This window comes from Kitasatospora sp. NPDC030952, assembly GCF_055571335.1.
On record NZ_JBVIFM010000027.1, the window covers coordinates 1 to 19,407 of the forward strand.

Consider the following 19,407-nt stretch of genomic DNA (forward strand, 5'->3'; position numbering starts at 1 on the left):
ACCGCCGACCCTGTGGGCAGATGGCCGGGCGCCGTTGGCGGTCTGAAAATCACCCGTCACGCCCCTCTCCGCACCCACCCCCTCCACCGCCCCCTTCCGCAGCGCGTCCCTCTCGCCTTGGTCGGGTGGGGAGGGGGTGAGGTGGGTGGGTGGGTGGGTGTGGGTTGGGGGTGATGGGGGTGCTGGGTGCTGGGTGAGGTGGGTGGGTGTGGGGTGGGGGTGCCTACGGGTGGGGGAGGGCGGTCTGCCAGCGGGTTTCGCCGTCCTGGGTGTGGGGGGTGGGGTGCAGGCCGAGGGTGCGGGCGATGTGGGTGGAGGCGTGGTGGGCGGGGTGGATGTGGGCGGTGGCGGTGGTGATGCCGGTGGCGGTGAGGTGGGTGAGGAGGGCGCGGGCGGCCTCGGTGGCCAGGCCGCGGCCCTGCCAGGGGGTGCCGACCACCCAGGCGAGTTCGGCTTCGGCGGCCGCGGGGTGGACGGTGGCCTGGACGTAGCCGGTCAGGGTGGCGTCGGCGCGCAGGCGCAGGACCCAGTTGGCCCAGACCTCGGCCGGGTCGGGGGAGCCGGCGGCGAGCCGGGCGCAGCGGGCGCGCTGTTCCTCGGGGGTGGCGGGGCGGCCGCCGGTGAAGGTGTGCAGGGCGGGGTCGGCGAGGGCGGCGGCGAGTTCGTCGGCGTGGTCGGGGGTGAGGGGGAGGAGGTCGAGGCGCTCGGTGTGCAGGGGGGTGATCAGCATGGCGGTATTGAAGCGTGGCGGTGCTTGGTGGTGGGTGGGGGCTCGGGTCGAATGGGTGGTTCGAGTCGGGTTCGGAGGAGGCTGTGGTGCGGTACTTGGTGCGGGAGAAGCTGTTCGCGGTCGGTGACGACTACTGGATCGAGGACGACCGGGGGCACAAGGCCTACCTGGTGGACGGCAAGGTGCTGCGGCTGCGGCACACCTTCGAGCTGAAGGACGCCCACGGGCGGGTGGTCGCGGTGGTGAAGGAGAAGATGCTCACCGTCCGCGACGCGATGAGGATCGAGGACGCCGACGGCGAGGTGGTGGCGACCGTACGGGAGAAGCTGTTCACCCCGTTCCGGGACAAGTACCTGGTGGAGCTGGCCGGCGGTGGTGAGCTGCGGATCCACGGCGACCTGATCGACAAGGACTACCGGATCGAGAACCACCACGGGGACCAGCTCGCCCGGATCTCCCGCAAGTGGTTCCGGGTCCGCGACACCTACGGGGTGGAGGTCGCGGACGGGGCGGACACCGGGCTGCTGCTCGCGATCGCGGCCTGTGTGGACCACCTGGCGGAGGAGGAGCACTGAGGCATCGGTGTCACCGGTTCAGGACGTGGCTCCGGCCCCAGGCGCCCAGCGGGGCCAGGGCCGCGTTCAGGTGCCGCCCCGCTTCGGTCAGCGCGTACTCGACCCGGGGCGGCACCTCCTGGTGGGCCTCCCGGTGCACGATGCCGTCCGCCTCCAGCTCGCGCAGGTGAGCGGCCAGCACCTTCTCGGTGATGCCCGGCACCAGCCGGCGCAGTTCGCCGAAGCGGCAGTGCGGGCGCTCGCCGAGGGCCCACAGGATCAGCACCTTCCACTTGCCGCCGATCACGTCCATCGCGGCGTCGATTCCGCAGACGTGCGCCCCCGGCCTCGGCACGGTCGCCATGCCCCACCCCTTCCGACCTCGTCGCTCACCCCAGGGTAACCACCCACTCCGAAGTGCGTACTTGATCGGGGGTGGGGGTTGATCGAGGCTGATCGGCATGTCGGAGAAGGTAGTTGAGAATCAGTTCCCCGTCGCCCTGCTCGGCCTCGGGGCGATGGGCACCGCGCTGGCCCGCGCCTGGCTCGCCGCCGGGCATCCGCTCACCGTCTGGAACCGCACCGCCGCCCGCGCCGAACCGCTGGCCGCCGAGGGCGCCGCGGTGGCGGCCACCGCGGCCGAGGCCGTCGCCGCCGGGCGGCTGGTGGTGGTCTGCCTGCTCGACGACGAGTCGGTCGAACAGGCGCTGACCGGAGTGGAGTTGGCGGGGAAGGACGTGGTGAACCTGGTCACCGGTACCCCGGGGCAGGCGCGGGCCCGCGCGGCCTGGGCCGAGGCGCGCGGGGCCCGCTACCTGGACGGCGGGATCATGGCGGTGCCGCCGATGATCGGGGTGCCGGGGGCCGGGGCGTACGTCTTCTACAGCGGTTCGGGGGAGTTGTTCGAGGAGCACCGGGAGGTGCTGGGCGTCCCGGCGGGGGCCCGGTACGTCGGTGCGGACGCCGGGCACGCCGCACTGCACGACGTGGCCCTGCTCAGCGCGATGTACGGGATGTTCGCCGGGGTCGCCCACGCGTTCGCGCTGGTGCGCGGGTCGGGGGTGGCGCCGGGCGAGCTGGCTCCGCTGCTGGGGAGTTGGCTCACCGCGATGGCCGGGTCGGTGGCGGGGACGGCGGAGCGGTTGGAGAGCGGGGACTACACCACCGGGGTGGCCTCCAACCTGGCGATGCAGGTCGCGGGGAAGGGCACGCTGCTGCGCACCGCCGGGGAACAGGGGGTGAGCGTCGAACTGCTGTCCCCGTACTTCCGGTTGATGGAGCACCGGCTGGCGCTCGGCAGTGGCGCCGAGGACCTCACCGGCGTGGTCGACCTGCTGCGGCGGTGAGGGCCTGCCGGTAACGTACCGGCATGGCTGACCTTGAAGAACGCGCCAATGTCGTCGCGTCCGGCCCACCGTGGAGCGGGGTGGGGGTGGGCGTCCGTCGGCGCCGCGCCGCCGACCTCGCCGACTGTGTACGGGCCCTGGGCGACGTCCACGCCACCGACGGCTACCCCGCCGAGTGGCCCGAGCGGCCGGCCGCCTGGCTCACCCCGGACGGCCTGCTGGCCGCCTGGATCGCCGAGGCGGACGGCCGGATCGCCGGCCACGTCGGGCTGGTCCGCAGCGGACCCGGGGACCTGGCCCCCGGACTGTGGAGCCTGCGCACCGGCGGCAGACCGGAACTCACCGCCGTGATCGGCCGGTTGTACGTGGCCCCGGCCGCCCGCGGCCGGGACGCCGGCACCCGGCTGCTGGCCCACGCCGTGGTGCACGCCCGGACGCTCGGGCTGCACCCGGTGCTCGACGTGCTCGCCACCGACACCGCCGCCCTGGCCCTCTACCGCCGCCTCGGCTGGACCTTGCTCGGCAGCGGCGAACAGTGCTGGGCCTCCGGCCGTACGGTTCTGGTCCACTGCTTCGCCGCGCCGAGGGCGTGAGTTCGGTGCCGGACCTTGGGGCGTGTCTTGGAGCTCCCGCAGACGGGGGTTTGAAGACACGCCTTAGGCGGCCGGGCGGTCGGGGGTGGGGCGGCGGCGGAGGGCGGGGGTGGTGAGGGACGGGGGCTGCCAGGCGCCGTCGGCCTGGTAGAGGTCGGTGCCGGGCGGGACGATGGCGTCGATCCGGTCCAGGGTGGCGTCGTCCAGGACCAGGTCGGCGCCCTTGAGGGCGGACTCGAGCTGGTCCATGGTGCGGGGGCCGATGATCACCGAGGTGACGGCGGGGTGGGCCAGCGGGAAGGCGGTGGCCAGTTCGGGCAGGGTGCGGCCGAGGTCGTCGGCGAGTTCGGTGAAGGCCTCGACCGCGTCCAGCTTGGCGGCCGTGGTGGGCAGCGCCGGGTCGAAGCGGCCCGGGTTGATGGCGGGGCGGCCGGTGCTGAGGTCGACCGGACGGCCCTTGCGGTAGCGGCCGGTGAGGAAGCCGCCGGCCAGCGGGCCCCAGGTCAGGGCGCCCATGCCGAGCCGCTGCACGACCGGCAGGACGTCCCGTTCGATGCCGCGGGCGAGCAGCGAGTAGGGCGGCTGTTCGGTGCGGAAGCGGGGCAGGGCGCGGCGCTCGGCGACGTGGTGGGCGTCCACGATCTGCTCGGCGGGGAAGGTCGAGCAGCCGAAGGAGAGGATCTTGCCGGCCCGGACGAGGTCGCCCAGGGCGGCGAGGGTCTCCTCGATGTCGGTGGTGTGGTCCGGCCGGTGGATCTGGTAGAGGTCGATCCGGTCGGTGCGCAGCCGGCGCAGGCTCTCCTCGACCTCGCGGACGATCCAGCGGCGGGAGTTGCCGCCGCGGCCCCGGCCCTCGCCCATCGGGAAGTGCGCCTTGGTGGCCAGCACGATGTCGTCCCGGTCGCCGCGGGCGGCCAGGGTCTTGCCGACGATCTCCTCGGACTCGCCGGCCGAGTAGATGTCGGCGGTGTCGACGAAGTTGATGCCCCGGTCGAGCGCGGTGTTGATGATCCGGGCGCAGTCGTCGTGGTCGGGGTTGCCGATGGCGCCGAACATCATCGTGCCGAGGCAGTAGGCGCTGACCTCGATGCCGGTGCCGCCGAGGGCGCGGTAGCGCATGGGGGTCCTTTGGTCGGTGAGTCGGTGGGTCGGGGGAGATGCTAGGAGTTGGAGTGCGCTCCAGGGCAAGGAGTTCCGGGGATCCCCCTGGCGGGGGAACGGGATGGCCACCGTGGGGGAGGCCCGGGCCGGGCCGGGCGGGCGAGTCTGGGGCCATGGTCGGGTACGGGTGGGTCAAGGGTGGTGCGGCGGTGGCCGGTTGGGGTGTCGGCTACGCCGGGTTCGGGCTGGTCTGCGCGCTGAGCGGGACGGCGCTGTGGGGTGCCGCCGGGCTGGGGTGGGTGGTCGCCGGAGTGGGGCTGGCGGCGGCCGGGGCCGGGTGGGCGGTGGTGCGGGGGTGGCCGGGGCGGTGGCTGTCCGGGGTGTTGTGGCTGCTGTGCGGGCTGGCCGCGGTGGCGTCCTGGAGCCTGCTGATGGACGTGGTGACGCTGCTGTTCGGGCAGGGCGTGGACAGCGGTCCGGACGCCGTGCACAAGGCGCTGGCGGCGGCCGGGGCGCTGCTGCTGGCCGGTACCGCCCGGGCCCGGCGGCCGGTGGTGGGTGGGCCGGGGTGCGGACCGGGTCCCTCGGTGGCTCCGGCGGCCGTCCAACTCGCCGCCTGGGCCGGGAGCCTGGCGTTCCTGCCGTACGTGGTGATGAAGCTGATCTGGGCGTTCGGCGGCAGCTTCGCGGGGATCAGCGGCGAGCAGATGTACGCCGCCTACGTGCACAACGGCTCCTCCGGGCTGTGGCTCGCCCTGGAGCGCCGGGGGCTGGACGGGACGGTGCTGCTGGCGGCGGTCGGGGTGTTCCTGCTGTGGGGGCTGGTGCGGCCGTGGGGGCAGGTGTTCCCGCGCTGGACGCCGCCGCTGCGCGGCCGCGCCGTGCCGCGCTGGCTGCCGCTCGCCCCGGCGCTGCTGGGCGCGGCCACGCTGGTGCCGTACGGGCTGGTCGGGATCGGCTACCTGTCGCTGTGCTCGCTCGGGGTGGTCGGCATCCGGCAGGGCGAACTGGCCACGCCCGGGCAGGCGTTGCAGGTGGCCTGGGTCGGGGCCGGGGCCTTCGCCGGGTACGGGGTGGCGCTGGCGGTGGCCGCCCGCTCGTACTGGCGGCGGACCGGGAGCGGGACGGGAGATGTTTGCTGAGACGGCAACAAGGCTTGCCGGAATCGGGTGGTCGGTCGCAGCCTGGCGGTGGAGGTGAGCGACGATGAGCGAGAAGAGTACGGCGGAGCGCTACGACGCGGTCGTGGTCGGGGCCGGTGCGGCGGGACTGAACGCCGCCCTGGTGCTGGGCCGGGCCCGAAGGCGGGTCGCGGTGGTCGACGCGGGTGAACCGCGCAACGCCCCCGCGGCCCACCTGCAGGGCTTCCTGAGCCGGGACGGCATGCCGCCGGCCGCGCTGCTGGCGGTCGGCCGGGAGGAGGTCACCCGGTACGGGGTGGACCTGGTCGACGGACGGGTCGAGCACGTCGAGGACGCCGGACCGGCCGAAGCCGGCTTCGTCGTGCACCTGGCGGGCGGGCCGGTGCTGCACGCGCGCCGGCTGGTCGTCGCCACCGGGCTGCGGGACGAACTGCCGGACCTGCCCGGCCTCGCCGAACGCTGGGGCCGGGACGTGCTGCACTGCCCGTACTGCCACGGCTGGGAGGTCCGCGACCGGCCGCTCGGGGTGCTCGGCACCTCCCCGGCGGCGGTCGACCAGGCGCTGCTGCTGCGGCAGTGGTCGGCCGACGTGGTGCTGCTCGCCCACACCCTGGAGCCGACCGCCACCGAGCGGGAGCGGCTCGCGGCGCGCGGCGTACGGGTGGTCGAGGGCCGGATCGTCCGGCTGGTCGCCGACGACGGAGGGCTGCGCGGCGTCGAACTGGACGGCGGGCGGGTGGTCGACCGGGAGGCGGTGTTCGTCGTCCCGCGGCCGGTGCCCCGGGACGCGCTGCTCGCCGGCCTGGGCTGTGCCCGGGACGACGACGGCTGGGTCACCACGGACCGGACCGGCCGCACCAGCGTGCCCGGCGTCTGGGCGGTCGGCAACGTCGCCGACCCGCGCGCCCAGGTGGTCGTCGCCGCCGGGGCGGGCGCGGCCGCCGCCTTCGCCCTCGACCACGACCTGCTGGACGAGGAGATCGGCCGAGCGGTCGCGCTCGGCCGCGCGTCCGGTCCGGCGCCGGCCGTCTGAGCGGGCAGGCTGCCATCGACCGGCACCATCCACCACCGATCCACCACCTGAGAGGGGACACCATGTCCGCACACCAGCAGCACCAGCAGCAGCACGGCCACGGCCACAGTCATGGGCAGGTGCCCGCCGCCGACCTCGACTGGGACGCCCTCGCGGCGCACCTGGAGCAGGAGGCCGAACTGCGCGCCGAGGCCGTCACCGGGGCCGGGCACTGGCTGGCCGGCCTCGCCGGTGACGGCGCGGTGCGCCGGGTGCTCGACGTCGGCGCCGGGCCCGGGGTGATCGCCGGGCTGCTCGCGGACGTGTTCCCGGCGGCCGAGGTGGTCGCCGTCGACCAGTCGGCCACCCTGCTGGAGCGCGCCCGGACCCGCTCCGGCGGCCGGCTCGGCACCCAACAGGCCGATCTTCCCGCCGAGTTCGACAAGCTCGGCGAGGCCGACCTGATCTGGTCCGGCAACGCCATCCACCACCTCGGCGACCAGCAGGCCGCACTCACCGCCCTGGCCGGCCGGCTGCGCCCCGGCGGACTGCTCGCCGTCGCCGAGAGCGGACTGCCGCCGCGCTTCCTGCCCCGCGACTTCGGCCTCGGCCGACCCGGCTTCCAGGCCCGGCTGGACGCCGCCCACGAGGACGGCTTCACCACCATGCGGGCCGAACTCCCGGGCACCACCGAGGAGATCGAGGACTGGCCGGCCATGCTGCGGCGGGCCGGGCTCACCCCCAGCGGCACCCGCACCTTCCTCGTCGACCGCCCGGCCCCGCTGGACCCCCCGGTCCGTGCGTACCTGCGCACCCAGCTCGCCCGGCGGTACGACCAGCTCGCCGAGGTGCTCGACCCGGAGGACCGCGCCACCCTGGCGGCGCTGATCGACGAGGACGCCCCGACCGGGATCCTGCACCGGCCGGACGCCTTCTACCTGTCCGCGATGACCGTCCACACCGCCCGCAGGGGGTGAGGGACTCCGGCCCCGCCCGCCGCGCTCCCGAGGCCGCGGCGGGCTGATCCGCCACGACCGGCCACGCCCTAGGCTCGGGGGATGGCAGCGAACGAGCAGGGTTTCGTCGTGGTGACCACCACCCACGAGAGCGAGGAGCAGGCCCGGGGCCTGGCCGCCGCCGTGGTGCGGGAGCGGCTGGCGGCCTGCGCCCAGGTGTATCCGGTGCGGTCGGTGTACTGGTGGGACGGCGAGGTGCAGGACGCCGAGGAGTGGCGGATCGACCTCAAGACCCGGGCCGAACTCGCCGACCGGCTGGCCGGGTTCGTCGCCGAGCGGCACCCGTACGAGACGCCCGAGGTGATCGCCGTGCCGGTGGTGTCCGGCAGCCCCGGCTACCTGCGCTGGGTGGCCGGGGAGACGGTGTCCTAGCCGGTCAGGGGGCGACCTGGAGGAAGGCCAGCACCGCCAGTACCCGGCGGTGGTCCTCCTCGGAGGGCGGCAGGTCGAGCTTGAGGAAGATGTTCGCGGTGTGCTTCTTCACCGCCCGCTCGGTGATCACCATCCGCTCGGCGATCGCCCCGTTCGAGCGGCCCTCCGCCATCAGCTCCAGCACCTCGCGCTCACGGGGCGTCAGGCGCGCCAGCGGCTTGGTGCGTTCGGTGTTGCTGACCAGCATCGCGATCACCTGGGGGTCGAGCGCGGTGCCGCCCGAGGCCACCCGGTGGACGGTGGCGACGAACTCGTCGGGGTCGAAGACCCGGTCCTTCAGCAGGTAGCCGATCGCTCCGCTGCCGTCGGCGAGCAACTCCTTGGCGTAGAGCTGCTCCACGTACTGGGAAAGCACGAGCACCGGCAGACCCGGGATCTGCCGGCGCGCTTCCAGAGCCGCCTGCAGGCCCTCGTCGGTGAACGTCGGGGGGAGTCGTACGTCGACGACTGCCACGTCCGGCCGTTCGGTGAGGAGGGCCTGCAGGAGGTCCGGTCCGGTGTCCACCGCGGCCACGACCTCGAAGTCGTAGGCCTGCAGCATCCGGATCAGACCGTCCCTCAGGAGGAAGAGGTCCTCCGCGAGTACAACTCGCACGGCAGCTCCATCGTCAGGGTCGTGGGGCCGCCGAGCGGGCTGCGGACGGCCAGGACTCCGTCGAAGGTAGCAAGTCGGCGCTCCAGGCCGCGCAGGCCGGTGCCGCGGGAGGGGTCGGCGCCGCCGGTGCCGTCGTCCGTGATCTGGGCCTTCAGGGTGCCGTTCTCGTACCAGAGTTGGACGTCCACGTGGGCGGCGCCGGAGTGTTTGGCGGCGTTGGTGAGGGCCTCGGAGACGGCGAAGTAGATGGCGGACTCGACCGGGGCCTCGGGGCGGCCGGGCAGTTCGGCGGAGACGGTCACGTTCAGCGGGCTGTCCATGCCCAGGGCCCGGACGGCGTCGGCCAGTCCGCGGTCGGCGAGCACCGGCGGGTGGATGCCGCGGACCAGGTCGCGCAGCTCGTTGAGGGCGGAGGCGGAGGCCTGACGGGTCTCGGCGAGCAGCTGCTTGGCGGCCTCCGGGTCACGCTCGACCAGTCGCTCGGCGACGCCCAGGTTCATGCCCATGGCGACCAGCCGGGCCTGGGCGCCGTCGTGGAGGTCCCGCTCGATCCGGCGCAGCTCGGCGGCCTGGGTGGTCAGCGCGTCGCGGCGGGTCTCGGTGAGGTGGGCGACCTTGCGCTCGGCGGCCAGTGCCTCGGCCCGGGCGGTCGGGCCGAGCAGCGCCTTGGCGAGGGCGGTGTGGCCGCGCAGGGCGGCGGGGGCGAGCGCCAGGCCGGCCAGCATCACCGGGACGCCGAACAGGGCGGCGGTGCCGGCCGTGGCCGAGTCGGTGACGTGGAACCAGAGGTACCAGGTGTTGCCGCCGTTGTCGGCGATCGACTGCCACACCTGGGGCAGCACCAGGCCGAGGACGCCGTAGGCGACCACCGCGAGCGGGAGCAGCGCCATCGTGAAGCCGATCATCGGGTCGATCAGCAGCCAGAGCAGGTCGCGCCAGGTGGCCTGGTCCGACAGCATCGCCTGGCAGCGCTTCCAGGCCCCCTTGAAGCCCGCCTCGCCCTCCGGCAGCGGCTGGTAGGGGTCGCGGATCTCCACCCCGGACCAGCGGGCGGCCAGCCGGCGCCGCAGCCCGGCCAGGCCGCGGACCGCCAGGATCGTGGGCGGCACCAGCAGGGCGCCGACGCCGAGGCCCAGCAGGGAGGCGGTGACCGAGGCGGCGGCCAGCAGCGCCAGCTGCGGCACCGCGAAGGCGGCCAGGGCCGGGCCGCGGAAGAGCGACGCGACGGCGTTGCGCAGCGCGCCGAGCGGGTTCCGCCGGCCGGATCGGCCGCTCGTGGTGTCGGTGTTCTGCACGTTGCTCACAACTCCCGTGGTGATGCTGCTGGTCATGACCGCTCGGCCCCTTCCGTGACGGCCTCGCGGCCGGTATCCCTACCCGTTGCGTCGCTTGCTGACGACAACAAGACTGCCGTCCGGCGCCGCTCCGATCACTGGGCCCTGGACCCCTGTTGGTGGTACCTGGGTACACCCCCCGATCGACGCCCAGAGGCCATGTCCCGGAGGTGCTCCCCGACCTAGTGTTGGGGGTGTCGGGAGGCAACCCGCCGCAGGGCGCCGGAGCTTCCACAAGCCACTTGTACCGAACGGGAGTTCACCATGAGCGTGCGACGTGCAGAGGGTAACCGGCCGCTGGTTCGGCGGGGTTGGGTGCGACTGATCCTGGTGCTCGCGGCGATCGGTCTGTTCCTGTACGGGCTCACGCCGGACCGCGCCCACGCCGCCACCACGACGGCGGGCAGCGGGAGTTCGGCGGCGGCGGGCGGCTCGACGGCACCACCCGACCCCGAGTCGGTGAAGCGGCTGTTCGACGAGATCGTGCCGAAACTGCTCGCCGAGCACAAGATCCCCGGCGCGGCGGTCAGCGTGGTGGCCGGCGGGCGGCAGGTCTTCGCCGGCGGGTACGGGGTCTCCGACGTGCCGAACCGCAAGGCCGTCGACCCGGCCCGGACCGCGTTCTTCATGGGCTCCGACGCCAAGGTGTTCACCGCCGTGGCCGTCCTCCAGCAGGTCGGGGCCGGGAAGTTGGACCTCCACGCGGACGTCAACACCTACCTGACCGACTTCAAGATCAAGGACAGCTACCCGGGGCACCCGGTCACCGTGGAGAACCTGCTCACCCACACCGGTGGCTTCGACGACACCTTCATGGGGCTGGCCGAGGCCGCCCCGCAGCACGTCGGCGGCCTGGGGGCGGCGCTGGCCGCCCACCAGCCGGACCGGGTCCGGGCGCCCGGGTTGACCGCCGCGTACGACAACTACGGTGTCGCGCTGGCCGGTTACCTGGTCGAGGTGGTCTCCGGACAGCCGTTCGACCAGTACGTCGCCGAGCACATCCTGCAGCCGCTCGGCATGGACCACACCACCTTCGCCCAGCCGCACCCGGCCGGCATCGACGCCGACCTCGCCCACGGCTACCGGCCGGACGGCGACGGCCAGACCGAGACCAAGGGGCTCTACGGCCCGCTCACCCCGACCGGCGCGGCCGCCGTCACCACCGTCACCGACATGGGGCGGCTGATGCTCGCCCAGCTCCAGGGGGGCTCGCTGGACGGCCGCTCGATCCTCGACCGGGAGGGCGACGCCCTGCTGCTCGCCCGGCACTTCGGGCCCGACCAGCGGATCCCCGGCATGGCGTACCTGCTCGAACAGCGCAACCGGAACGGGCAGCAGCTGCTGGTCAAGGACGGCGACGTGCCCGGCTTCCACAGCAACCTGGCGCTGCTGCCGGCGCGGGGCGTCGGGCTGTACGTGACCGTCAACGGGGACGGTGAGGACGCCACCGGCGGGTGGATGACCCAGCAGGTGCTGAACGCCTTCGTGGACCGCTTCTACCCGGCCGCCGCTGCCGCCGCCGCGCCGGCCGCGATCGGCGGGGACCTCGGGAAGTTCACCGGGGACTACCGGTCGACCCGGGTCAGCCAGTCCAACCTGACCAAGGCGGCGGCGCTGATGGGCTCCGTCCACATCGCCGCCCGGGACGGCAAGCTGATCGTGACCGGGCCGGTCAGCCGGGACCCGCAGGTCGACGAGACCCAGTGGGAGCAGGTGCAGCCGGGCCTCTTCCAGCAGGTCGGCGGCGCGGCGCAGCTCGCCTTCGAGCTGAACGGGGACGGAGACGTCGTCTCGATGGTCACGGACAGCGACCCGACCATCGCCTACCAGCCGCTGGCCTGGTACCAGGCCCCCGAGCTGCACCAGCGGATCGCGATCGGGAGCCTGGCGCTGCTGGGGCTCACCGTGATCGGCTGGCTGGTGGCCGCGGTGGTGCGGGCCGCGCGGGGCAAGGGGCGGGCCGGGCAGCCGGTGGTGCGGCTGCTGGGGTGGGTGACCGGCGCGGTGCTGGTCGTCGCCACCGGGTGCTTCGCGCTCCTCACCTCGGACTCCAACGCGCTCAACCAGACGCTCTTCCTGGGGGATTCGCCGCTGCTGAAGGTGGTGCCGGCGATGTACGCGGGGGCGGCGGTGCTCACCCTGCTGATGGTGGTCTGCGCGGTGGTCGCCTGGCGGCGCGGCTGGTGGGGGGTGTTCGGTCGGCTGCACTACACCGGGGTGACGCTGGCGGCGCTGCTGTTCCTGGTGCTGGCGGGCGGCTACGACCTGATCGGGACGGGGCCCTGGGCGGGGACGCTGGATCTGATCGGGTGAGGGCGGGGCGGGGGTGCGGGAGGGCCCGGGGCCGGGGAGGCTCCGGGCCTCGTGGCGTTTCCGGGCCTCGTTGCGTCTCCGGGGGTGCGGCGCCGCCGGCGGCCGGGGCGGCGGCGTCGGCGGGGCGGTCCGCTACTCGGGCCGGCCGGGCACTGGCGGGCCAGGGGTGAAGTCGTGCTTCGTCGACCGGAGTTCGCGGGTCGTCGCCCGGAGTTCCCGGGGTTGGACGCTGACCAGCCAGACCAGCCAGCCGACGAATAGGACGGCGAGGAGGAGGGCGGACAATCCGGCGACGAGAAGGGCATTCACCGGGGTGCGGAAATGCGCCGGCGAAGGTGGGGGCGATGGGGAAGGCGGAGAGGCGGGGGAAGGGGCATGGCTGTCTCCGGTCGGTGATGTCGAGCGCCCTGACCATGCATCTGGTGTGTATTAACGGCTGATTGGCGACTGTTTAGGGGGCAACAAGTCAGTGAGTGACACGGATGACCATAGAGTCAGGGTGCCAGAGTTGCTACCGAGGGACTGGACGTTCACTCCATCGTGGGGTATCCCCCAATTCGCTAGCTAGGGCCCGGTGTGCACGGCACACTTCACCGGAAGCATCGACCGTAGCCGCGATCCGGAGAAGAGAGTCATGCCACCCCGCTTGTCGCCGACCGTGCGCCAGCAGCGCCTGGGGATCGAGTTGCGCAGGATGCGCGAACGCGTGGGCGTGACGCCCAAAAGCCTGGCGGCCACGATCGGCACCGACCTGCCCAAGATCTCCCAGATGGAGAACGGGAAGTCGGGCATCAGCGCCGAGCGGCTGCGGCTCTGGGCGCGCACCTGCGGCTGCCCGGACGGGCCGTACCTGGACGCCCTGCTCACCATGACGCAGGACCGCCGGAAGTACTGGTGGGACGGCTACCGGGGGCGGATGCCCAGCGGGATCGTTGACATCGCGGAGATGGAGCACCACGCGGCCTCGCTGTCCATCCTGAACAGCACCTTCATCCCCGGGCTGCTGCAGACCCCGGACTACGCGGCCGCGGTGTTCGAGCGGCTCCCCGCACAGCACCGGCAGGAGGCGGAGGTCCGGAAGGCATTCCGGATTCGGCGCCAGCAGATCTTCGTGGACCGTCCGAAGCCGTACAGCGCAATCCTGCACGAATCCGCGCTGCGCATGCAGTTCGGCGGCCCGGAAGTGCTGCGCTGCCAGCTGTTGGGCCTGCTGGAGAATTCCGAACGCCCCGGAGTGGAGATCCGGGTGATCCCGTTCAGCGTCCCCACCTACACCGGGTCCGGGGAGAGCCTGTATCTCGCCCGGGGGCCCGTCCCGGAGCTGGACACCGTCCAGATCGACCTCTCCCACGGGCCGAAGTTCGTGCACTCCGAAGCGGAATTGGCCTCCTACCGGCGGATCAAGGAGAAGACCGCGGCGATCGCGCTCGGGACGGCGGAGTCCCGGGACTTCATCCGGGCCTTACTGAAAGATTTCGCATGAACGTTTGGCGCAAGGCGTCGGCCAGCGGTGAGAGCACCGACTGCGTCGAGGTCAGAGCGAGGGGCGGCCTGGTGGAGATCCGCGAGTCGGACCGGCCCGAGGTGGTCGTGCGGACGACGCCGCGCAAGTGGGCGGCCTTCGTCCGCGGGGTGAAGGCCGGGGAGTTCGACCGGTACGCCGACCCCGCCCGGCCGTGAACCCGGCCGTGGATCCGGCTGTGAACCTGGCCGTGGATCCGGCCGCCCCGGCCGGGCGGCGGAGCGGTCGGCCGGGCCGGCGGCGGTAGGCTGGGCAGCCCACAGTGGACCCCTGCGCCTGGCACAGCACTCCGGGTGGGGTGCGCGTGCGGGAGAAATCGGAGCATCCGAGGATGGCTCGGCACCTGATCACCAGCGCCCTTCCGTACATCAACGGGATCAAGCACCTGGGCAACATGGTCGGGTCGATGCTCCCGGCGGACGTCTACTCCCGCTACCTGCGCCAACGGGGCCACGAGGTGCTGTACATCTGCGCCACCGACGAGCACGGCACGCCCGCCGAGCTGGCCGCCCAGGAGGCCGGGCTGCCGGTCGCCGAGTTCTGCGCCCGGGCGCACGAGGCGCAGAAGGCGGTGTACGACGGCTTCGGGCTGTCCTTCGACCACTTCGGCCGCAGCTCCTCGCCGCAGAACCGGGAGATCACCCAGGAGATCGCCCGTGAGCTGCAGCGCAACGGCTTCATCGAGGAGCGCGCTGTCCGCCAGGTGTACTCCAACACCGACGGCCGCTTCCTGCCGGACCGCTACATCGTCGGCACCTGCCCGCACTGCGGCTACGACAAGGCGCGCGGCGACCAGTGCGAGAACTGCACCCGGGTGCTGGACCCGACCGACCTGCTGGAGCCGCGCTCGGCGATCAGCGGCAGCTCCGACCTGGAGGTCCGGGAGACCAGGCACCTGTTCCTGCTCCAGTCGAAGCTGACCGAGGAGGTCGAGGCCTGGATCGTCGAGCACGGCGACGACTGGCCGGTGCTGGCCTCCTCGATCGCCCGCAAGTGGCTGACCGAGGGCCTCCAGGACCGCTCGATCACCCGCGACCTGGAGTGGGGCGTCCCGGTGCCGGCCGACGTGTGGCCCGAACTGGCCGCCGAGGGCAAGGTGTTCTACGTCTGGTTCGACGCCCCGATCGAGTACATCGGCGCCACCAAGGAGTGGGCGGACGCCGCCCCGGCCGGGCGGGCCCGGGACTGGAAGTCCTGGTGGTACGAGGCCGACGAGGCCGTCCGCTACACCGAGTTCATGGCCAAGGACAACGTCCCGTTCCACACCGTGATGTTCCCGGCGACGATCCTCGGCTCGCGCCGCCCGTGGAAGAAGGTCGACTACGTCAAGGCCTTCAACTGGCTGACGTACTACGGCGGGAAGTTCTCCACCAGCCAGAAGCGCGGCATCTTCACCGACGTCGCGCTGGAACTGCTGCCGGCCGACTACTGGCGCTACTTCCTGATGGCCCACGCCCCCGAGTCGGACGACTCCAGCTTCACCTGGGACCTCTTCGCCTCGGTGGTCAACAAGGACCTCGCCGACACCCTCGGCAACTTCGTCAACCGGGTGCTCTCGTTCAGCCGCAAGCGCTTCGGCGACGACGTCCCGGCCGGGGCGGCGGCGGGCGAGGCCGAGGCGCGGCTCGGCGAGCAGATCGCCGGCCTGCTGGCCGAGTACGAGGCCCAGCTGGACGCGCTCAACTTCCGCAAGGCCGCCCAGGCGCTGCGCGCGCTGTGGAGCGCGGGCAACTCCTACCTGGACGAGACGGCGCCCTGGCGGCAGGTGAAGACCGACCCGGAGGCGGCGGCGCTGACCCTGCGGACCGCGATGAACCTGATCCACCTGTACGCGGTGGTGTCCGAGCCGTTCGTCCCGGCCGCGGCGGCGGCGATGCGCGGAGCCTTCGCGCTCCCCGCGGACGAGCGCGGCTGGATCACCGGGGACGAGGCGCGGGCGCTGGACCTCGTCCCGGCCGGGACGCCGTTCACCGTGCCGCCGGTGCTGTTCGCGAAGATCACCGACGAGGACCTGGCGGCCTGGACCGCCCGGTTCGGCGGCACCGACGCCTGAGACCGACCGGTCCGAGTCCGATCGGTCCGAGTCCGGTCGGTCCGAGTCCGGAACCCCACGAGGGCCCCGACCGTGGTGAACGGTCGGGGCCCTCGTCGGTGGTGACGGGCCCGCTAGGCCGGACAGGGCCTGGGGGACGAGCCCGGTGTCAGCGGTCCCGGTGGGGCGGGTCCGCGTCGAGGCCTACCAGCGGGTGGTCTCCGCGAAGAAGCCGGGGATCTCGGTGGCCTTGCCCGCGGCCACCGCCTCGTCGTGCACCAGCGCGCCGACCGCGAGGTCGAGCACGCCGAGGCCGAACGGCGAGAAGACCACCGGGCGGTCGGTGCCGACGGCGACCTCGCCCTCGATCACCTGGGCGAGCGTGCCGGTGACGAACTCCCGGTTGCCGTAGAGCTGTTCGGCCAGGTGCGGGGAGGTGTTCGCCTTCATGCAGTGCTCCACGTCGTCGAGCACGTTGTACGCGCCGCCGATGATCTCCGGGGCGAGGTCGCGCAGCGAGATGTTGAGCACCAGCTGGCCGGGGGCGAAGGTCTCCGGGTCGAGGATGTACGGCTCGCCCGCGGTGGTCGCCAGCACCACCACGTCGGCGCCCTTGAGCGCCTCGCCCAGGTCCTCCACCACCCGCGCCGGGTAACCGAGTTCGGCGTCGGCGTGGTCCACCAGCGCCTGGGCGTACTCGGCCTTGCGGTCGTGCACCACCAGCTCGTCGATCGCCCACTGCTGGGCGCCGAAGAACTCCAGGATGTTGCGGGCGATGATGCCGGCGCCGACCACCGCGAGCCGGCCCGCCGTACGGCCGCCGCCGAGCACCTCGGCGGCGAGCACGGCGGAGGCCGCGGTACGGGCCGCGCTGATCTGCGAGGCCTCCAGGACGGCGAACGGGTAGCCGGTCTCGTAGTCGTTCAGCAGCAGGGCGGCCGAGGCGCGCGGGAAGCCCCGCTCGATGTTGGCCGGGAAGCTGCTGATCCACTTGAGGCCGGCCAGGCCGACGCCGCCGCCGAGGTAGGCCGGGAGGGCGATGATCCGGGCGTCGGGCTTGGCCGGGAACCGCAGGAAGTAGCTGTCGGGGTTCACGGACTCGCCGGCGCCGTGGGTCAGGTAGGTCTCCCGGACCTCCTGGACGATCCGCGGCCGGGCTCCCGCGATGACCTCGCGGGCGGTGGTGCCGTCGATGACTCTGAACTCGAACACGGTGGTGGCTCCAGTGGTGAACGGAGGAGGAGGGGCGCTCGGTCAGCCGACGTAGGCGGTGCCGGCGGGCTCGTGGTGCCCGTTGGCGGCGGGCGCCCCGGCGGCGTGGGCGGCCCGGGCGGTGCGACCGCCGCCCAGCCAGCGCGGCAGGTACCAGTTGCCGTCGCCGAGCAGGGCCATCACCGCGGGCAGCAGCACCGCGCGGACCAGGGTGGCGTCCAGCAGGACCGCGACCGCCAGGCCGATGCCGAGCTGCTTGAAGTCCTGCATGCCCAGGGTGCCGAAGACCGCGAACACCGCGACCATGATCAGACCGGCGCTGGTGACCACCCCGGCGGTGTTGCGGATGCCGAGGCCGACCGCCTCCCGGCTGGACTTGCCGGAGAGGTAGGCCTCGCGGATCCGGGAGACCACGAACACGTGGTAGTCCATCGAGAGGCCGAACAGGACCACGAAGACGAACAGCGGCATCCAGGACTCGATCGCGCCCGGCGCCTTGGTGCCGACGATCGAGGCCCCCCAGCCGTGCTGGAACACCGCGGTCATCACGCCGTACGCGGCCGCCACCGAGAGCAGGTTGAGCAGGATCGAGGTGATCGAGATGGTCAGCGAGCGGAAGGAGAAGAGCATCAGCAGGAACGTGACGCCCATGACGAAGGCGAACACCGGGACGATGCTCTTGTCCAGCTGGTTGTTGTAGTCGACCGAGAAGGCGAGGTCACCGGCGACCAGCGCGGTGGTGCCGGGGACGGACTTGAGGGTCTGCGGCACCAGCTGCCCGCGCAGCGCCGTCAGGGCCGCCTTGGAGGTCGCGTCGGTGCCGTTGCCCGCCAGCGGAACGCTGATCTGGGCGATGTTCTTGTCCTTCCAGTACCGCACGTCGATCTGGTTGCCGGTCTTGCCGGAGGCCAGCGCGGCCTGCTTGAAGTCCTCGATGCCCTTGGCGATCTGCGGCGAGTCGATGTTGTCGGCCTTGACCACCACGGTGGCGGGCGAGGGCGAACCGGGGAACTCCCGGTCGATCTGCTGCGAGACCGAGACCAGCGGGTTGTCCGAGGGCAGCAGCTTGTCCATGCCGAGCTTCTCGGTCTTCATGCCGAGGGCCGGCAGGGCCAGCACCAGCAGCACGGCGGCGGCCAGCGCGGCGAAGATCCCCGGGCGGGCCAGCACACCGCGCAGCAGCGCGTTGGCGGGCTTGGGGGTGGCCGCGGCGGCCTGGCGGCGCTTGCTGATCCACGGGATCCGGCCGGAGGCGACCTTGTCGCCGAGCATCGACATCAGGGCCGGCAGGACGGTCATCGAGCCGACCACCGCGACGGCGACGACCTCGATGGTGGCCATCGCGAAGCCCTCGAAGACGGTCAGTCCGGAGAGGAACATGCCCGCCATCGCGACCATCACGGTGAGGCCGGAGACCATCACCGAGTGGCCCGAGGTGTGGGCGGCGATCCGCAGCGCGGTCGCCTTGTCCCGGCCGGCCGCCCGCTCCTCGCGCTCACGGCGCAGGTAGAACAGGCAGTAGTCGACGCCGACGGCGAGGCCCATCAGGAACATCACCGAGTTGGTCATGCCGTCCACCGGCACCGCCTGGCTGCTCAGCGCGAGCAGGCCCATGGCACCGATGCAGGCGGTGACCGCCAGGGCGACCGGCAGCACGGCCGCCACGAAGGCGCCGAAGACCACCAGCAGGATGCCCAACGCGACCGGCAGCGCGGTGAGTTCGGCACGGGTGAAGTCCTCGCCGAGGCTGTCGTTGATGCCCTTGAGGGCGGTCGCGCCACCGAACTCGCCGAGCGTCACCTGCGGGTGGGCCTTGGCGGTGTCCTGCACCGCGGTGATCACCGGGTCGATCCGGTCGGCCGCGGTGTCCGGGTCTCCGGTGACGGAGAACATGATCAGCGCGGAGTGCTTGTCGGCCGAGAAGGCCTGGGTGGTGTACGGGTCGCGCAGGTTCTCCGCGAGACCGGTCTTGCCGACCGCGTCGGCGGTGGCCTGGACGGCGCTGCGGAACTCCGGGGAGTCCGAGGTCAGGCCGTCGCTGTGGACCAGGATCAGCTCGTTGACCGGGTCGTTGATCCCGGCGTCCTTGAGGACCTGGGCGGCGCGGCCCGACTCCCCGGTCCCGTAGTCGGCCTGGGTCAGGCTCTTCTGGCCGGCCATGCCACCGAGCACGGTGACCAGGACGACCAGGATGATCCAGCCGAAGACGGCGGTCTTGCGGTGCTGGGCACTCCACTCGCCCAGCCGAGCCGCGAAATTCCTTTGACTTGCCATTACCTCTCCTGCGATCGGCGGCATGATCAAGCCGCGGTGGCGACAGTGGGTCGGGATGTGTCCTCACCGGCATGAGGGAGACCGGGGGAATACCCATGACCGTAGAGCCTTCCGAACGGCTGCGGAGCCCCTGGGAGTTGCAGCATCCTGCGGTGGCAAGCTGCTGCCAGCCGAGCCGGGCCGGAGCCCCTTACCGGGC

The 19,407-nt window shown here is 72.8% G+C and carries 19 protein-coding genes; 11 read left to right on the forward strand and 8 right to left on the reverse strand.

The genetic code is table 11. The features are described 5' to 3' along the window. Positions 1-223 precede the first annotated feature (223 nt). On the reverse strand, positions 224-730 hold the full coding sequence (locus tag ACZ47G_RS33305) for a GNAT family N-acetyltransferase (protein ID WP_465749192.1): 507 nt from the start codon (positions 728-730) through the stop codon (positions 224-226). Positions 731-816: 86 nt separating this feature from the next. Between ACZ47G_RS33305 and ACZ47G_RS33310 the strand changes: the two genes are divergently transcribed. Then, positions 817-1,305 (forward strand): LURP-one-related/scramblase family protein, encoded by a 489-nt coding sequence (locus tag ACZ47G_RS33310; RefSeq protein WP_465749194.1) that lies wholly within the window; start codon positions 817-819, stop codon positions 1,303-1,305. A gap of 10 nt (positions 1,306-1,315) precedes the next feature. Here the strand turns inward: ACZ47G_RS33310 and ACZ47G_RS33315 are convergent, their stop codons facing one another. Continuing rightward, entirely contained in the window at positions 1,316-1,648 is a 333-nt protein-coding gene (locus ACZ47G_RS33315; RefSeq protein WP_380459258.1) for a winged helix-turn-helix transcriptional regulator, read from the reverse strand. Between the two features lie 97 nt (positions 1,649-1,745). Here ACZ47G_RS33315 and ACZ47G_RS33320 point away from each other — a divergent pair, with 97 nt between their 5' ends. Then, the gene (locus tag ACZ47G_RS33320) at positions 1,746-2,630 is read left to right on the forward strand and encodes an NAD(P)-dependent oxidoreductase (protein ID WP_465749196.1); all 885 of its coding nucleotides are present in this window, start codon (positions 1,746-1,748) and stop codon (positions 2,628-2,630) included. Positions 2,631-2,653: 23 nt separating this feature from the next. Next, positions 2,654-3,223 (forward strand): GNAT family N-acetyltransferase, encoded by a 570-nt coding sequence (locus ACZ47G_RS33325; protein ID WP_465749198.1) that lies wholly within the window; start codon positions 2,654-2,656, stop codon positions 3,221-3,223. A 63-nt stretch (positions 3,224-3,286) separates the two neighbouring features. Here ACZ47G_RS33325 and ACZ47G_RS33330 read toward each other — a convergent pair whose 3' ends face one another. After that, a complete protein-coding gene (locus tag ACZ47G_RS33330; protein ID WP_465749200.1) occupies positions 3,287-4,342 on the reverse strand; it encodes an aldo/keto reductase in 1,056 nt (351 codons plus the stop codon). Between the two features lie 155 nt (positions 4,343-4,497). Between ACZ47G_RS33330 and ACZ47G_RS33335 the strand changes: the two genes are divergently transcribed. The 4 genes from ACZ47G_RS33335 to cutA all read left to right on the forward strand — a co-directional run bounded on the left by ACZ47G_RS33335 (position 4,498) and on the right by cutA (position 7,866). Next, positions 4,498-5,466, forward strand: a complete 969-nt coding sequence (locus tag ACZ47G_RS33335; RefSeq protein ID WP_465749202.1) for a hypothetical protein — start codon at positions 4,498-4,500, stop codon at positions 5,464-5,466. A 64-nt stretch (positions 5,467-5,530) separates the two neighbouring features. After that, the gene (locus ACZ47G_RS33340; RefSeq protein ID WP_465749204.1) at positions 5,531-6,499 is read left to right on the forward strand and encodes an NAD(P)/FAD-dependent oxidoreductase; all 969 of its coding nucleotides are present in this window, start codon (positions 5,531-5,533) and stop codon (positions 6,497-6,499) included. Between the two features lie 62 nt (positions 6,500-6,561). Continuing rightward, the gene (locus ACZ47G_RS33345) at positions 6,562-7,455 is read left to right on the forward strand and encodes a methyltransferase domain-containing protein (protein ID WP_465749206.1); all 894 of its coding nucleotides are present in this window, start codon (positions 6,562-6,564) and stop codon (positions 7,453-7,455) included. Between the two features lie 81 nt (positions 7,456-7,536). Continuing rightward, complete coding sequence (gene cutA / locus ACZ47G_RS33350) at positions 7,537-7,866, forward strand: divalent-cation tolerance protein CutA (protein ID WP_465749208.1); 330 nt, start codon at positions 7,537-7,539, stop codon at positions 7,864-7,866. Between the two features lie 4 nt (positions 7,867-7,870). On the opposite strand, the gene ACZ47G_RS33355 is transcribed toward cutA, so the two are convergent. Together ACZ47G_RS33355 and ACZ47G_RS33360 are read right to left on the reverse strand one after the other, a co-directional pair. After that, positions 7,871-8,521 carry a LuxR C-terminal-related transcriptional regulator gene (locus ACZ47G_RS33355; RefSeq protein WP_380459276.1) on the reverse strand — a complete coding sequence of 217 codons (651 nt, stop codon included), beginning with the start codon at positions 8,519-8,521 and terminating at the stop codon, positions 7,871-7,873. Beyond that, positions 8,485-9,852 (reverse strand): sensor histidine kinase, encoded by a 1,368-nt coding sequence (locus ACZ47G_RS33360; protein WP_465749210.1) that lies wholly within the window; start codon positions 9,850-9,852, stop codon positions 8,485-8,487. The genes ACZ47G_RS33355 and ACZ47G_RS33360 overlap by 37 nt, the downstream gene beginning before the upstream one ends. 318 nt (positions 9,853-10,170) lie before the next feature. Here ACZ47G_RS33360 and ACZ47G_RS33365 point away from each other — a divergent pair, with 318 nt between their 5' ends. Next, complete coding sequence (locus tag ACZ47G_RS33365) at positions 10,171-12,168, forward strand: serine hydrolase domain-containing protein (protein WP_465749212.1); 1,998 nt, start codon at positions 10,171-10,173, stop codon at positions 12,166-12,168. A 132-nt stretch (positions 12,169-12,300) separates the two neighbouring features. Here ACZ47G_RS33365 and ACZ47G_RS33370 read toward each other — a convergent pair whose 3' ends face one another. Next, positions 12,301-12,453, reverse strand: coding sequence for a hypothetical protein (locus ACZ47G_RS33370; RefSeq protein ID WP_465749214.1), 153 nt, complete (start codon positions 12,451-12,453; stop codon positions 12,301-12,303). Between the two features lie 349 nt (positions 12,454-12,802). Here ACZ47G_RS33370 and ACZ47G_RS33375 point away from each other — a divergent pair, with 349 nt between their 5' ends. The 3 genes from ACZ47G_RS33375 (at position 12,803) to metG (ending at position 15,743) form a co-directional block, all read left to right on the forward strand. Beyond that, entirely contained in the window at positions 12,803-13,651 is an 849-nt protein-coding gene (locus ACZ47G_RS33375) for a helix-turn-helix domain-containing protein (protein WP_465749216.1), read from the forward strand. After that, positions 13,648-13,848 (forward strand): DUF397 domain-containing protein, encoded by a 201-nt coding sequence (locus tag ACZ47G_RS33380; protein ID WP_465749218.1) that lies wholly within the window; start codon positions 13,648-13,650, stop codon positions 13,846-13,848. Before ACZ47G_RS33375 ends, ACZ47G_RS33380 begins: the two co-directional genes overlap by 4 nt. Before the next feature lie 173 nt (positions 13,849-14,021). Further along, positions 14,022-15,743, forward strand: coding sequence for a methionine--tRNA ligase (gene metG, locus ACZ47G_RS33385; RefSeq protein WP_465749220.1), 1,722 nt, complete (start codon positions 14,022-14,024; stop codon positions 15,741-15,743). A gap of 183 nt (positions 15,744-15,926) precedes the next feature. On the opposite strand, the gene sbnB is transcribed toward metG, so the two are convergent. After that, on the reverse strand, positions 15,927-16,934 hold the full coding sequence (gene sbnB / locus ACZ47G_RS33390; RefSeq protein WP_380459291.1) for a 2,3-diaminopropionate biosynthesis protein SbnB: 1,008 nt from the start codon (positions 16,932-16,934) through the stop codon (positions 15,927-15,929). A gap of 42 nt (positions 16,935-16,976) precedes the next feature. Further along, positions 16,977-19,208 (reverse strand): MMPL family transporter, encoded by a 2,232-nt coding sequence (locus ACZ47G_RS33395; RefSeq protein WP_465749221.1) that lies wholly within the window; start codon positions 19,206-19,208, stop codon positions 16,977-16,979. Between the last annotated feature and the right edge of the window lie 199 nt (positions 19,209-19,407).